Source organism: Lutimaribacter degradans (assembly GCF_023703375.1).
Classification (GTDB): domain Bacteria; phylum Pseudomonadota; class Alphaproteobacteria; order Rhodobacterales; family Rhodobacteraceae; genus Lutimaribacter; species Lutimaribacter degradans.
Genome location: NZ_JAMQGO010000007.1, coordinates 1 through 13,564 on the forward strand (window position 1 = coordinate 1; position 13,564 = coordinate 13,564).

Sequence of the window (13,564 nt, forward strand, 5' to 3'; positions counted from 1 at the left end):
GAACCTCGTCAGCCCCGGTAGGCGCCCCAACGTCCGCCTCAGCAGCGCCGGTGAAGGGGCTTTTACGGATAACAACAAATACCCGCAACCCCTTTTTTCCGTTTATGTTAGATTTTTTCCATATTTATAATTTCTACCGTGAAATCAGTATATTACGCAGTTCATAGCACCCCGCCCGCAGATCGATTGAGAGAGGCGGCGCCGAACCGAAACGGCAGGCATAACAATATATGGACTTATCCACAGGCTTACCCACAAATGCGCCCGCTTTTCGCGGCGAGTCGTCCGATTTTTCGTGAATCATGCCGCCCGAATCCGGCGTTTTTTGCTTCGAGGGGCGACTCGCAATGCCAGTAGCAGCAAAATTGCCGCCATGTAGATCAGCGGCTCGGGCTGAAGCCCCTTGCGCAGCCATATGAAATGCACCCCGGCCAAAGGCACCACGACATAAGTCAGGCGGTGCAACCTGCCCCATCCACGGCCGAGGCTGCGCACCGCCCGGTTATTCGATGTGGCGACCAGCGGCACCATCAGCACAAATGCCGCCATGCCGATCGTGATATAGGGGCGTTTGACGATATCCGCCCAAACCCGCTCCAGCGATTGGACATCCAGAACGGCCCAGACCGTCAAGTGCAGCACAACATAGAAAAAGGCCAAAAGCCCCAGCGCCCGGCGAAACTTCAGCAGGTTCACACCTAGATGCCGACGCAACGGGGTGATGCACAGCCCCGCAATCAACAGTTTAAGCGCAAGTGCGCCGTACTCATGCTCCAGGGCCTTGACCGGCTCGACGCCCAGCCCGCCGGTGAGCCCCATGTAGAAAAGCCAAGGGGCCGGTGCGGCAAGCCCGATATAGGCGGCCCACGTGGGCAGCCGCCGAGCCGCGGCATTGATACGGTCGCGCAGGCCCATCAGAAGTTCGCGCGCAGATCCATGCCATCATACAGCGCTGCCACCTCATCGCCGTAGCCGTTGAACATCAGGGTGGGCTGGTTGTCGGCAAACAGCCCGCCGCCGATGCGGCGTTCGCTCGCCTGGCTCCAGCGGGGGTGGTCAACTTCTGGATTCACGTTGGAGTAAAACCCGTATTCGCGTGGATTGGCCTTGTTCCAGCTGGTGGGCGGTTCGCTGTCGGTAAGCGTGATGCGCACCACTGACTTGATGGATTTGAACCCGTATTTCCATGGCACCACCAATCGAAGTGGCGCACCGTTCTGTTTCGGGATGTCACGACCGTAAATGCCGGTCGCCATGATGGTCAGCGGGTGCATCGCCTCGTCCAGGCGCAAACCTTCGACATAGGGCCACTCCAGCACCGGGAACCGCGTGCCGGGCATTTCCTCGCGATTCAGGTAAGTTTCGAAGGCCACGTACTTGGCGCCCGACTGAACGCCCGCCATCTCCAACAGGTCGGCCAGTTCGAAACCATTCCACGGGATCACCATCGACCACGCCTCGACACAGCGAAAACGATATATCCGTTCCTCGACCGTCATCCCGTCCATGATCTGGTCAAAGGCATAGTCGCCTGGGCGGTCCACAAGGCCGTCGATACGCACGCTCCAGGGGTCGATGGTCATGGCGCCCGCGTTTTTCTCGGGATCGCCCTTGGCAGTACCGAATTCGTAGAAATTGTTGTAGCTGGTGATCTCTTTCCAGCTATTGGGCTCCAAACCCTCGGCGCGCGCGGGCGCTCCCGCGCCAACCAGCCCCAGACCGGCCAAACCACCCATGATCTGGCGGCGGTTCATCCATAGCGCCTCATCCGTCACCTCGCTATCACGCAGGTTGTTTTTCCAACGATGAGCCATGTCTTCTCCTGTCTCTGCTGCGGTGAATGACGACATAGCGCGCGGTGCGCGCTACGCAAAATACAAGGCATCACGAAACGGGGACCGCTTGAAACAAGGCTCAGGCTGCGGGCGGCGCGTTGAAACTGGGCCGGATCTTGTTCAACGGCATCGACGTGCCATCTTCTTGTACGATGCGCACATGGCGGCGGCGCATCAGCCGGGGTTCGGCCACGCCCACGGAATGTGCGATGGTCTCAACCTCCTTGATGATCGAGGTCGCGTAATTGGCAACTTTTACGAACTTGTCTTCGGCCACGAGACCCCGCTGCAGATACGGATCATGGGTGGTGATGCCGGTCGGGCAAGTGTTGCGATTGCATTTCAGCGCCTGGATGCAACCCAGCGAGAACATGAACCCCCGGGCCGAGCTGACGAAATCGGCGCCGGCACACAGCGCCATCGCCACGTCGCCGGGATTCACAAGCTTGCCGCTGGCGATTATGCGGATACGGTCTTTCAGTCCGTGCCGATCGCGCAGGTCGACCATGCGCAACAACGCTTCGCGCAGGGGCATCCCAACAAGGTCCATCAGCGGCATGGGCGCCGCGCCAGTGCCCCCTTCGCCACCATCGATGGTAATGAAGTCGGGCGCGCTGTCGTCGCCACGGGCCTTGATCAGTTGAAAGAACTCTTCCCACGCCTCAGAGCTGCCAATTACCGTCTTGAAGCCGCAAGGCTTGCCCGTGACGGTTCGGATATGGCCGATCACGTCCAGCAGGTCGCCGAAATCGTCGATTTCGCGGTGTCGGTTGGGTGATACGCTGTCGACGCCTTGAGGGATACCACGGATTGCCGCGATCTCGGCATTGACCTTTTCACCAGGCAGGATACCGCCCTTGCCGGGCTTGGCACCTTGCGCCAGCTTCAGCTCGAACATGCGCACCTGCGGATGCTCGGCCATCTTGAGCAGCTTGTCATCATCAAGGTTGCCATGTTCGTCGCGGACGCCGTATTTCGCAGTGCCGATCTGGTAAACGATATCGCACGCGCCGGTCAGGTGATACGGGCTCAGCCCGCCTTCGCCGGTATTCAGCCAGATACCGGCCTTGGCGGCGCCACGGCTCAATGCCTCGACCGCGGGGCGCGAAATGGCGCCATAGCTCATGCCCGAGATGTTGAAGATCGACTTGGCATTATAGGGGATGACCGCGGTCGGACCGATCTGCATCGGCTGTGTCGTCGCGAACTGGTCATCAAGTGGTGGAAAGACCGCGTTCACGAAAATGGGTGTGCCCGGCACGCCCAGGTTTCTGGTAGACCCGAACGCGATGGTGTTGCCCTTGCCACGCGTCGCGTGCGCAACCCAATCGCGTTGCGCGCGGTTAAACGGCATTTCCTCGCGATCCATGGCAAAGAAATATTGGCGGAAGAACTCGCCCAGATTGGTGAACAACTTCCGGAAACGCCCTATCACCGGGTAATTGCGCCGGATCGCATCGCCCGTCTGTGTGCGGTCGATGACGAACAGCAATACGACGATCAGAACCGCCGCCCCCAAGGCCAGAATGAACAACAGCGCCAAGATCAGCAGCGCGTCCAGAACGAATTCCATCATACCTCCGATTGATTTGGGTCAAAGCGAACCCTCTCAAAACAATTATGCTCACACGTTACACAGTGCCGCTGTCGGCACAAACCGCCACGTGATAATGGGAGAGTATGATGAAAAGATTTTTGATGGCCGGGATAATCGCCGCGGCCGCCACCGTGGCGCAGGCTCAAGAGGCCGTGACATATACGACCGAGGACAGTTTCGATGATGTTATCTTTGGGCTGGAGAACGCCATCCTGGACGAGGGATTGGTCATCGACCACGTGTCGCATACCGGCGACATGCTGGAACGCACCAAGGGCGACCTGGACGCCGAAATGACCATCTACGACATGGCAGATATCTATTCCTTCTGCTCGGCCGCGCTGTCGCGCGAGGTGATGGAGGCAGATCCGATGAACGTCCAATTCTGCCCCTACAACATCTTCGTGGCTCAGCGCCCCGGCGAACAGGTCATGATCGGCTACCGTCCCTTCCCCGAAGGCGAGATGCAAAAGATACAAGCCCTTCTCGACGGCATCGTGCGCAACGCGATCGGGCTGGATTGATCACGCGACGCTCGCATTCGATCACAAAGATTCCACTGGAAATCGGCAAAAGGCGCGGCTTAGTTCCGCGCCTTTTTTCGTCAAGCGGCATCGGCGGAAAGCCCCGCTGAACCAACGGCCTATCCCTTGCGTAGTGAACGCGATGCCACACAGGCATTCGCACCTAACGACAATGGGAGATTACAATGCTACGCAGAACTTACCTCGCCCTGACCGCGGCCACCTTGATGGCAGGGCCCGCGCTGGCCGGCGGCCATTCCAAGGATATCGTCGACACCGCCGTGGATGCGGGCAGCTTTGAAACGCTGGTCGCCGCCGTTCAGGCCGCCGACCTCGTCGAAACGCTGAAGGGCGACGGCCCCTTCACTGTTTTTGCGCCCACCGACGAAGCCTTCGCCGCACTGCCCGAAGGCACGGTTGAAAGCCTGTTGATGCCCGAAAACAAGGATCAGCTGACGGCGATCCTGACCTACCACGTGGTTCCGGGCAAAGTGATGTCAGGCGATCTGTCGGATGGCATGATGGCCACCACAGTGAACGGCAAGGAAGTGACCATCGGCACCGAAGGCGGCGTGACGGTCGATGGAGCAAACGTGGTTACGGCCGATATCGAGGCATCGAACGGCGTCATCCACGTGATCGATGGCGTCATCCTGCCGCCCGAAGACTGAAACACATCAAAGGCGCGCAGAAATGCGCGCCTTTTTTTCATTTCCAAACAAGAGGACAGATCATGAAGCGTCGCACATTTTTTGCCGCCGTGGCCGCCGCCGGACTGACCGCCGCCGCTGGTTGCACAACAACAACCACGCAACCCGATGTCGTCGACATCCTTGCCGCCAATGATGAATTCTCGACATTGGTTGCAGCCGTCGGCGCGGCCGATCTTGCCGGCACGCTCAAGGGCGATGGTCCCTTTACCGTTTTCGCGCCCACCAACGCAGCCTTTGAAAAGCTGCCAGCCGGAACCGTCGAGTCATTGCTCCGCCCTGAAAACCGCGACCAGCTGGCCAGCATTCTGACGTATCATGTCGTTCCTGGCGCCGTGACATCCGACCAACTGGCCGGTCAGCGGCTCGACGTCAAAACCGTTCAGGGCACAACCGTGGATGTAAACGGAACCCACGGTGTGCGCGTGAACAATGCCCGCGTGATTCAGGCCGACGTTGCCGGATCGAACGGCGTTATCCACGTGATCGATTCGGTACTGCTTCCGAACTAATTCAACAGGAAGGCGGGGATTGTTCCCCGCCTCCACGCATATTTTTCCACCTTTGGTTGTTTGCGCCACTATTTTGCCGCATTTTCGCCATTTCTTTTTCCGGGCGCCAGCCAGCGCTGATAATCTTTCACGATAAAAAGAAGAATCACATTTTTGGCCAACCTTTCGAGCACCGAGTAAATATTGAAGATTCAATTTGAAAGGCGCTCAAATGCCCAACACCCTGACGGCTACCCCGCTTGACGATAACCTTATTGGCTCAGACTCCTCGGATTTTGCCGACCTTGGCGCCGGTGACGACAGCATGGACGCTGGCGGGGGATCGGACGAGATCCTGGGCGGCGCGGGCAACGACACGTTGCACGGCGGAAATGGCCATGATTACCTTGATGGCGGTGCCGATGATGACCTTGTCGACGGCGGTAATGGCGACGACACTTTGCTTGGCGGCGCCGGCAACGACCTGATCGACGGCGGAAACAACGACGACATGTTGGTCGGCGGTGAAGGCGACGACACGCTTTTGGGCGGTAAGGGTGCCGATGTTCTGTTTGGAACCAGCGGGACGAACTACCTTGACGGCGGTGTCGGGAACGACACGCTGTATGGCGGGACGGGCGCAGATACCTTCGCGTTGATCGGCCAAACCGGGCAGGATGTTGTGTTTTCCTTCACCGACGGGGTCGATCTGATCGACGTATCGGGTTTCGGTGTTTCGTCCCTGGGCGAATTGGGTATTCAGGACACCGGCGATGGCGTGCGCATCACCCTTTCGAACGGCTCACACCTGACCCTTGTAGGGCGCCTTGCCAGCGAGATTGATTCAGATGACTTCATCTTTGCCGCTCCGCCACCGCCGCCCGCCGCATCTGACAGCGCCGACCGGTTCGATGGCACGGCCGACGCAGATGTGTTTGATGGAATGGGCGGTGCCGATGATATCCGCGGCGGCTTCGGTGGTGACACGCTTTCGGGCGGCACTGGCGAGGATACGATCAAGGGCGATGCCGGCAATGACGTGATTGACGGAGGGTCAGGCAGCGACCAGCTATTCGGCGGCAACGGGCGCGACCTGCTCCTGGGCAGCTCGGGCAACGACAAGATCCTTGGCGGTGACGGCAACGACACGCTGAATGGTCAGGCCGACAATGACCGTTTGTATGGCGAAGGCGGGCGCGATGTTCTGATCGGAGACAATGGCAATGACCGGCTTTGGGGCGGCGCCGACAATGACCTGTTGTCGGGTGGTGCAGGCAAAGACAAGCTTTACGGCGACAATGGTGATGACACGCTGTCCGGCGGTTTCGGCGACGACGAATTGACCGGCGGCAATGGCGCCGACGTATTCGTATTCGAAGACCGGATGCGCGCCGATACCATCACCGATTTCGAAGACGGCGTGGACCTGCTCGATTTTTCGGCCTTCGGCTTCACCGGGCTGGATGACCTCACGTTGACCCAGATCGGGTCGGATGTCGAACTGCGGGTAAGCAACCGCGATGTGCTTTTGCTGCAAAATGTCGATCTGGCCGATATCGACGAGTCGGATTTCATTTTTGCACCGCTGCCACCGGCCGACCCTGACCTTTCCCTAGGCTAAGCCGGGAGATCGGCCAACCAACACCGGGTGACTGCATCCGTCGGGCGGCGGGCCAAGACCTGCCCTAAGCCACAAAAGAAAAGGCGGAGCTGCATGCCCCGCCTTTTGCTCATCTTGATACGCGATCAATGCACCACGGCATCGTCGGGCTTGGGCTTGTCGGTGCTGCCCACGCGATCACCGATGATCAGACCCTCGGCCCCAGCCGAGACAGGCACCACGCTGTCTTCGTCCACCTCGCCGGCCAGGATCGCCTCGGCCAGCGGGTCTTGCAGCGCCTTCTGGATCACCCGTTTCAGAGGCCGGGCACCGTAGACCGGATCGTAGCCTTCGTCGGCCAGCCATGTCTTGGCGGCCTGGTCCAGCTCCAACTGGATCTTGCGGGTTGCCAGGCGCTTTTGCAGCCGTGCCATCTGGATATCCACGATGCCGTCCATCTGGTCGCGGCTCAGCCGGTCGAACACGACGATCTCGTCCAGGCGGTTCAGGAACTCGGGGCGGAAATGCGCCCGCACCGCGTCCATCACGTCGCGCTTGGCGTCCGCCGCATCCGCGCCTTCGGGCATCTGGCTCAAGGCCTGGCTCCCGAGGTTCGATGTAAGCACGATCAGCGTCTGCTTGAAATCGACCGTGCGGCCCTGACCATCGGTCAGCATACCATCGTCCAGCACCTGAAGCAGCACGTTGAACACCTCCGGGTGGGCTTTTTCGACCTCGTCGAAAAGGACCACCTGGTAGGGACGCCTGCGCACCGCCTCGGTCAGAACTCCGCCTTCGTCATAGCCGACATACCCCGGGGGCGCCCCGATCAGACGAGAGACACTGTGCTTTTCCATGAACTCGCTCATGTCGATACGCACCATCGCCTGGTCGTCATCGAACAGGTAATTGGCGACGGCCTTGGTCAGCTCGGTCTTGCCGACGCCGGTCGGGCCAAGGAACAGGAACGAACCCAGCGGGCGGTTCTCGTCGTTCAGGCCCGCCCGTGCACGGCGCACGGCGTTCGACACGGCCTTGACAGCGGTATCCTGGCCGATCACCCGGCGGTGCAGTTCATCCTCCATCCGCAACAGCTTTTCACGTTCGCCTTCCAGCATCTTGGATGTCGGGATACCCGTCCAACGCTCGACCACCTGGGCGATCTGTTCAGGGCGCACGGCCTCTTCGACCATTACACCATCTTCCTCGACCTGTTCGGCCTCGGACAACTGCTTTTCCAGCTGCGGGATGATGCCATAGGACAGCTCACCCGCTTTCGCCAGGTTGCCTTCGCGCTTGGCGATATCCAGGTCCGCGCGGGCGCGGTCCAGTTGCTCCTTGAGGTCACGGGCCGATGCCAGCTTGTCGCGTTCGGCCTGCCACTTGGCAGTCATCTCGGCGGATTTGTCCTGCAAGTCGGCCAGCTCGCGCTCCAGCTTTTCCAGCCTGTCCTTTGACGCCTTGTCATCCTCCAGTCGCAACGCCTCGGCCTCGATCTGCATTTGCAGGATCTGGCGATCCAGCGCATCCAGTTCTTCGGGCTTGCTGTCCACTTCCATCCGCAGGCGGCTAGCCGCTTCATCCACCAGGTCGATGGCCTTGTCGGGCAGGAAGCGGTCGGTGATGTAGCGATGGCTCAGCGTTGCAGCCGATACCAGCGCGCTGTCGGAAATGCGCACACCGTGGTGCAGTTCGTATTTTTCCTTGATCCCGCGCAAGATGGAAATCGTGTCTTCAACGGTGGGCTCTTCGACCATGACCGGCTGGAACCGCCGGGCAAGGGCCGCGTCCTTTTCCACGTATTTGCGGTACTCGGTCAGCGTCGTGGCACCGACACAATGCAGTTCACCCCGCGCCAACGCCGGCTTGATCAGGTTGGCCGCGTCCATCGCGCCATCTGCCTTGCCTGCGCCGACCAGCGTGTGCATCTCGTCGATGAACAGGATGATTTCACCCGCAGCCGCGGTGATTTCGCTCAGGATTGCTTTCAACCGCTCTTCGAACTCGCCACGGTATTTCGCACCGGCAATCAGCGCGCCCATGTCCAAGGCCATAAGCTTCTTGTTGCGCAGTGATTCCGGCACATCGCCATTGACGATACGCAGGGCCAGACCCTCGGCAATCGCGGTTTTACCTACGCCAGGCTCACCGATCAGAACGGGGTTGTTCTTCGTCCGACGCGAAAGCACCTGCATGGCGCGGCGAATCTCGTCATCGCGGCCGATGATCGGGTCGATCTTGCCTTCGCGCGCTGCCTCGGTCAGATCGCGGGCGTATTTCTTCAGCGCGTCATAACCTTCTTCGGCGCTCGCGGTGTCCGCGGTACGGCCCTTGCGGATGTCATTGACCGCCTCGTTCAGCTTTTGCGCCGTCACGGCACCTGCATCCAACGCTTCCTTGGCCTTGGATTTGACCATGGCCAGCGCCATCAGCAGCCGTTCGACCGGCACGAAACTGTCGCCCGCCTTCGTGGCGATCTTTTCGGCTTCGTCCAACACGCGGGCCATCGCGTTATCCAGGTAAACCTGCCCCGCGTCACCCGTGACCTTGGGCAGCTTGCCCATTGCCACGTCCAACGCTTCGGTTACGCGCTCGGGCGCACCCCCCGCGCGCTTGATCAGGTTACTGGCAAGCCCTTCGGGATCATCCAACAACGCCTTCAACAGGTGCTCGGGCACCAAACGCTGGTGATTTTCGCGCATGGCGATGGTCTGTGCGGCCTGGATGAAACCGCGCGACCGTTCCGTGAACTTCGACAAGTCCATGGGTCTTCTCCTTTTTCCAAGCGCCCGTTATGTTACGGCGCCCGCTTTGCGGCGCGCCCCTGTCCGGGCCTCGTCACCAATGTGTGATCACAGATGCCACCGTTCAAGAGCGATCACGCAAAGATCCACCAGGTCGCGCCACGCTTGGTGCAAGACGGGGATGACAACGCAACCTTCTGACATTCACACCTGTGCACCGACCACGGGCAGCCCCCTGTCAATGGCCGCTTGACGCGCCACCACATTCTTTCGACAAGGGCCGGAATATGACCGCAGGAGCCACCCATGACAGATGACCGCCTGATCGTCGCCCTCGACGTACCCGATGCCCTGCAAGGGCTGCAACTGGCCGAACGCATCGGCGATGCAGCGGGCTTTTACAAGATCGGGCTTGGAATGCTGACGGGCGGGGGCCTGGCGCTGGCCAACGAGCTGAAACAAGAGCATGGAAAGCGCATTTTCCTGGACATGAAGCTGTTCGATATCGGCGCCACAGTGGAGAACGCCGTGCGTGGGCTGGCGCAGTACGATCTTGATTTCCTGACCGTGCATGGCGACCCCCATGTGGTGCGCGCCGCCAAGGAAGGCGCGGCCGGCAAGGAAACGAAAATTCTGGCCGTCACGATTCTGACTTCGCTGGACCGGGCAGATCTGGATGACAGCCTGATCAAGGCGGGCGACGTCGCCGACCTGGTGGCCGAACGTGCCGCCCGCGCGTTCGAAGCGGGCGCCGATGGCGTCATCGCCAGCCCGCAAGAGGCCGCCATGATCCGCGCCTTGCCGCAAGCCGCGGGCCGGTTGATCGTCACGCCGGGCGTGCGTCCGGCAGGGGCCGACCTGGGTGACCAGAAACGCGTGGCCACGCCTGCACAGGCCGTGACGGACGGGGCCGATCACATCGTGGTCGGTCGCCCCGTGTGGAAAGCAGACGATCCGCGCGCGGCAGCGCAGGCCATCCTCGACGAGCTGGCCGGCGCCTGATCACTCGCCAGTGGTCATCAGGTAAAGACGCAGCCGTTCCTTGAAATGCGGAATCCCCAAAGGGTCGGCCAGGTAGGCGGCGGGAGTCATCAATGCCCAACCTTGCCCCTCGTCGCCCAGCCGGACGTCATGGGCGCTGGAGGCGGGCAAACGCGCCGCGAACATCCACCCCAACGCCCCGTCAGGCCGCCGAAAGGCCCGGCCCCGATGCAGCGCGGTCTCAGGCACGTTCAGGCCCAGCTCTTCGCGGGTTTCCCGCAGGGCGCAGGCGGCGGGGCTTTCGCCCGCCTCGCGCCCGCCACCGGGAAAATCCCAGTAGCCCGGCCAAGGCAGGCCGGGATGGGCGTCGCGCCGGATCACCACCAACGTATCGCCAAGGAACAGCGCCAGCTTGGCGCCAATGAAATCGCTGTCGTCCTGCATACCCGGACCCTATATACTGTGAGCAACCCCAACCAGTGCGATACGCCATGCCCGCCCTTTGCCGCGACTGCCTGACACAATTCGATGACGGCGCCCGCTGCCCCGCCTGCAGGCGCCCGCGCATCACGCGACATCCTGAGCTGTTTCAGTTGTCCATCGCTCATATGGATTGCGACGCCTTTTATGCCAGCGTCGAGAAGCGCGACAAACCCGAGCTGGCCGACAAGCCAGTGATCATCGGCGGGGGGCGGCGGGGCGTCGTGTCTACCGCCTGCTACGTGGCGCGTATTCGTGGCGTGCACTCGGCCATGCCGATGTTCCAGGCGCTTAAACTTTGCCCGGATGCGGTGGTGATCAGGCCCCGGATGCAGCTTTATGCCGACATCAGTCGCCAGATCCGCGCAATGATGGAAGACCTGACACCAGCGATCGAGCCCCTGTCGCTGGACGAGGCGTTCCTTGACCTGACCGGCACCGCGCGCCTGCACGGCCAACCTCCAGCGGTGATGCTGGCCCGGCTGGTCAAACGCATGCGCGACGAGTTGGGTATCACCGGCTCGATAGGGCTGAGCCATAACAAGTTTCTGGCCAAGGTGGCGTCGGACATGGAGAAACCGCATGGGTTTTCGGTGATCGGCCAAGCGGAAACCGCCGATTTCCTGCGCGACAAACCGGTGCGCATGATCTGGGGCGTGGGCGAGGCCACGCAATCGGCGTTGGATAGCGCGGGCATTCGAACCTTTTCCGACCTGCTGCGCTGGGAACAGCGCGACCTGATCGCCCGGTTCGGCGCGATGGGCAACCGGCTGTGGCACCTGGCGCGTGGGCAAGATGCCCGCCGCGTGGCAAGTGACGCGCCGGTGAAATCCATTTCCAACGAAACCACCTTTGCACAGGACACGGCTGACCCCGATCTTCTGGATGGCCATATCTGGCGCCTTGCCGAAAAGGTGGCCGACCGCGCCAAGGCCAAGGAAAAGGCAGGGCGGGTCGTGACGCTGAAACTGAAACGCGCGGATCACAAGCTGGTCACCCGGCGGCAATCGCTGCGCGACGCCACGCAAATGGCCGACGTGATCTATCGCAACGCGCGGGCACTGTTCGACCAGACCGAGCATAAATCTCCGTACCGGCTGCTCGGCGTTGGCCTGTCGGAGCTGTGCGGCGCAGAAGCAGCGGATTTGTCGGGTGACCTGCTCGACCCGCAGGCACGGGCGCGCGCGCAGGCCGAACGCGCGACCGACCAGATCAGGCAACGGTTTGGCGACGACGCGATCGTGAAAGGGCGCGCCCTGCGCTGATTACTCGGCTGCCAACGGCAATTCGTGTGGCCGCCCCATTTCCGTGATCTCGGCGATAACGCCCGACAACACTTTTTGCAGGTGGTTGAAATTCCCGTTCGGGCGAATGAGCTGTTCGTTCATGTAAAGCGCGCGATCGATTTCGATCTGCACGACATGCTGGCGGCGCGACGGGCGGCCATAATGCTGCGCAGTATAGGCCCCGGCAAAAGGCGCATTGCGCACCACCTTCAAGCCCGCCGTCGCAAGGGCGGCCTCGATCCGGTCAACCACGTCTGCCCCCGCCGACGCGCCAAACCGGTCACCCAGAACAACATCGGGGCGGCGCACGCCCGCGCGCACGATTCCATCCATCGCCTCGTGCGGCATCGAGTGGCAATCAATCAAAACCGCCTCGCCGAACTGTGCCTGCGCCTCGTCAAGCAGGCGGTTCAATGCATCGTGGTAGGGGTGCCAATAAGTGTCGATCCGGTTTTGCGCCTCGGCACGGGTCAGCTTGCCCCGGTAGATTGCGCGGGCTCCGGCGACGACGCGCGGCACCACACCCAACCCCGAGGCCACGCGCGGGTTGTGCCCGGGTGCGCGCACATCCTCGATCAACGCCGGGTCCAGCTCGTCGGCGCTGCGGTTGAGATCGACGAAGGCGCGCGGCGCACCGGCCAGCAGCAGCGGCGCACCATGTTGCGGGGCGGCGGCGAACAGCTTGTCGACAAAAGCATCTTCGGAGGACCGAATGGTATGTTCGTCCAGAACGGAGCGACGCAAGAAACCTGCGGAATAGTCGCGCCCGCTATGAGGCGAGGCAAAAACGACGCTGGTGCTGCGTTTTTGCGGGTTTATCAAATGATAAGCGACCTTGGGCATCCTGGCGCATCCAACCTAATCAGCACTATCTTGCAGCATAGACCTATTCGATACTATGCCAAAAGCCCTTGATCCCCCCGACGACTCCTTTTATAGGAACGCGAACCGGCGCGGATTTCCGCGCCCCTCTTTGTTAGGGGCAACGAAAGTGTCGGTATCACGGGCGGTTAGCTCAGCGGTAGAGCACTACGTTGACATCGTAGGGGTCACTGGTTCGATCCCAGTACCGCCCACCATGATTTCACTGTCCCCGTTCTGGGGACGACCTGCAATGGCGCACGCCCGCGCCGCGACGAAAGGAGAGGACCGATGAAGGTCAAGAACTCGCTCCGCTCGCTCAAGCAGCGTCACCGCGACTGCCGTGTCGTGCGCCGCAAGGGCCGCGTCTACGTCATCAACAAGACGCAACGCCGGTTCAAGGCCCGTCAGGGCTGACCCAACCGACGTTTGAGCATGCAAAAGGCCGCTGCCCA

The 13,564-nt window shown here is 61.2% G+C and carries 13 protein-coding genes and 1 tRNA gene; 8 read left to right on the top strand and 6 right to left on the bottom strand.

What is annotated here, in order from left to right; all coding sequences use genetic code 11:
- Nucleotides 1-300: 300 nt before the first annotated feature.
- The 3 genes from msrQ to M8744_RS11280 all read right to left on the bottom strand — a co-directional run bounded on the left by msrQ (nt 301) and on the right by M8744_RS11280 (nt 3,408).
- The gene (gene msrQ, locus M8744_RS11270) at nt 301-915 is read right to left on the bottom strand and encodes a protein-methionine-sulfoxide reductase heme-binding subunit MsrQ (protein ID WP_251415873.1); all 615 of its coding nucleotides are present in this window, start codon (nt 913-915) and stop codon (nt 301-303) included.
- Entirely contained in the window at nt 915-1,814 is a 900-nt protein-coding gene (gene msrP / locus M8744_RS11275; protein ID WP_251415888.1) for a protein-methionine-sulfoxide reductase catalytic subunit MsrP, read from the bottom strand. Before msrP ends, msrQ begins: the two co-directional genes overlap by 1 nt.
- 100 nt (nt 1,815-1,914) lie before the next feature.
- Nucleotides 1,915-3,408 (bottom strand): FMN-binding glutamate synthase family protein, encoded by a 1,494-nt coding sequence (locus M8744_RS11280; RefSeq protein ID WP_251417075.1) that lies wholly within the window; start codon nt 3,406-3,408, stop codon nt 1,915-1,917.
- Between the two features lie 110 nt (nt 3,409-3,518).
- Between M8744_RS11280 and M8744_RS11285 the strand changes: the two genes are divergently transcribed.
- From M8744_RS11285 to M8744_RS11300, 4 genes are all read left to right on the top strand, one after another.
- Nucleotides 3,519-3,956 (top strand): DUF302 domain-containing protein, encoded by a 438-nt coding sequence (locus M8744_RS11285; RefSeq protein WP_251415903.1) that lies wholly within the window; start codon nt 3,519-3,521, stop codon nt 3,954-3,956.
- A 185-nt stretch (nt 3,957-4,141) separates the two neighbouring features.
- Nucleotides 4,142-4,627 (top strand): fasciclin domain-containing protein, encoded by a 486-nt coding sequence (locus tag M8744_RS11290; RefSeq protein ID WP_251415906.1) that lies wholly within the window; start codon nt 4,142-4,144, stop codon nt 4,625-4,627.
- A gap of 62 nt (nt 4,628-4,689) precedes the next feature.
- Complete coding sequence (locus tag M8744_RS11295; protein WP_251415909.1) at nt 4,690-5,178, top strand: fasciclin domain-containing protein; 489 nt, start codon at nt 4,690-4,692, stop codon at nt 5,176-5,178.
- 211 nt (nt 5,179-5,389) lie between these two features.
- Nucleotides 5,390-6,778, top strand: coding sequence for a calcium-binding protein (locus tag M8744_RS11300; RefSeq protein ID WP_251415912.1), 1,389 nt, complete (start codon nt 5,390-5,392; stop codon nt 6,776-6,778).
- A 125-nt stretch (nt 6,779-6,903) separates the two neighbouring features.
- Here the strand turns inward: M8744_RS11300 and clpB are convergent, their stop codons facing one another.
- Nucleotides 6,904-9,522 carry an ATP-dependent chaperone ClpB gene (gene clpB, locus M8744_RS11305; protein ID WP_251415926.1) on the bottom strand — a complete coding sequence of 873 codons (2,619 nt, stop codon included), beginning with the start codon at nt 9,520-9,522 and terminating at the stop codon, nt 6,904-6,906.
- 285 nt (nt 9,523-9,807) lie between these two features.
- Here clpB and pyrF point away from each other — a divergent pair, with 285 nt between their 5' ends.
- Nucleotides 9,808-10,503: an orotidine-5'-phosphate decarboxylase gene (gene pyrF / locus M8744_RS11310; RefSeq protein WP_251415939.1), complete on the top strand. Its 696-nt coding sequence runs from the start codon at nt 9,808-9,810 to the stop codon at nt 10,501-10,503.
- Here the strand turns inward: pyrF and M8744_RS11315 are convergent, their stop codons facing one another.
- Nucleotides 10,504-10,926, bottom strand: coding sequence for an NUDIX hydrolase (locus M8744_RS11315; RefSeq protein ID WP_251415943.1), 423 nt, complete (start codon nt 10,924-10,926; stop codon nt 10,504-10,506).
- Between the two features lie 47 nt (nt 10,927-10,973).
- On the opposite strand from M8744_RS11315, the gene M8744_RS11320 reads away from it, so the two are divergent.
- On the top strand, nt 10,974-12,227 hold the full coding sequence (locus tag M8744_RS11320; RefSeq protein WP_251415958.1) for a DNA polymerase IV: 1,254 nt from the start codon (nt 10,974-10,976) through the stop codon (nt 12,225-12,227).
- Here M8744_RS11320 and M8744_RS11325 read toward each other — a convergent pair whose 3' ends face one another.
- Nucleotides 12,228-13,091 carry an N-formylglutamate amidohydrolase gene (locus M8744_RS11325; protein WP_251415961.1) on the bottom strand — a complete coding sequence of 288 codons (864 nt, stop codon included), beginning with the start codon at nt 13,089-13,091 and terminating at the stop codon, nt 12,228-12,230.
- A 161-nt stretch (nt 13,092-13,252) separates the two neighbouring features.
- On the opposite strand from M8744_RS11325, the gene M8744_RS11330 reads away from it, so the two are divergent.
- Together M8744_RS11330 and ykgO are read left to right on the top strand one after the other, a co-directional pair.
- Nucleotides 13,253-13,327, top strand: a tRNA-Val gene (locus M8744_RS11330).
- 73 nt (nt 13,328-13,400) lie between these two features.
- Nucleotides 13,401-13,526, top strand: coding sequence for a type B 50S ribosomal protein L36 (ykgO, locus tag M8744_RS11335; protein ID WP_012177066.1), 126 nt, complete (start codon nt 13,401-13,403; stop codon nt 13,524-13,526).
- Nucleotides 13,527-13,564 lie beyond the last annotated feature (38 nt).

Excerpts from the sequence above, each read along its gene's own strand:
- M8744_RS11280 (WP_251417075.1), bottom strand. The coding sequence starts at position 3,408 with ATGGAATTCGTTCTGGACGCGCTGCTGATCTTGGCGCTGTTGTTCATT.
- clpB (WP_251415926.1), bottom strand. The coding sequence starts at position 9,522 with ATGGACTTGTCGAAGTTCACGGAACGGTCGCGCGGTTTCATCCAGGCC.
- M8744_RS11290 (WP_251415906.1), top strand. The coding sequence starts at position 4,142 with ATGCTACGCAGAACTTACCTCGCCCTGACCGCGGCCACCTTGATGGCA.
- M8744_RS11300 (WP_251415912.1), top strand. The coding sequence starts at position 5,390 with ATGCCCAACACCCTGACGGCTACCCCGCTTGACGATAACCTTATTGGC.
- msrP (WP_251415888.1), bottom strand. The coding sequence starts at position 1,814 with ATGGCTCATCGTTGGAAAAACAACCTGCGTGATAGCGAGGTGACGGAT.
- msrQ (WP_251415873.1), bottom strand. The coding sequence starts at position 915 with ATGGGCCTGCGCGACCGTATCAATGCCGCGGCTCGGCGGCTGCCCACG.
- M8744_RS11325 (WP_251415961.1), bottom strand. The coding sequence starts at position 13,091 with ATGCCCAAGGTCGCTTATCATTTGATAAACCCGCAAAAACGCAGCACC.
- M8744_RS11295 (WP_251415909.1), top strand. The coding sequence starts at position 4,690 with ATGAAGCGTCGCACATTTTTTGCCGCCGTGGCCGCCGCCGGACTGACC.
- M8744_RS11285 (WP_251415903.1), top strand. The coding sequence starts at position 3,519 with ATGAAAAGATTTTTGATGGCCGGGATAATCGCCGCGGCCGCCACCGTG.
- pyrF (WP_251415939.1), top strand. The coding sequence starts at position 9,808 with ATGACAGATGACCGCCTGATCGTCGCCCTCGACGTACCCGATGCCCTG.
- M8744_RS11320 (WP_251415958.1), top strand. The coding sequence starts at position 10,974 with ATGCCCGCCCTTTGCCGCGACTGCCTGACACAATTCGATGACGGCGCC.
- M8744_RS11315 (WP_251415943.1), bottom strand. The coding sequence starts at position 10,926 with ATGCAGGACGACAGCGATTTCATTGGCGCCAAGCTGGCGCTGTTCCTT.
- ykgO (WP_012177066.1), top strand. The coding sequence starts at position 13,401 with ATGAAGGTCAAGAACTCGCTCCGCTCGCTCAAGCAGCGTCACCGCGAC.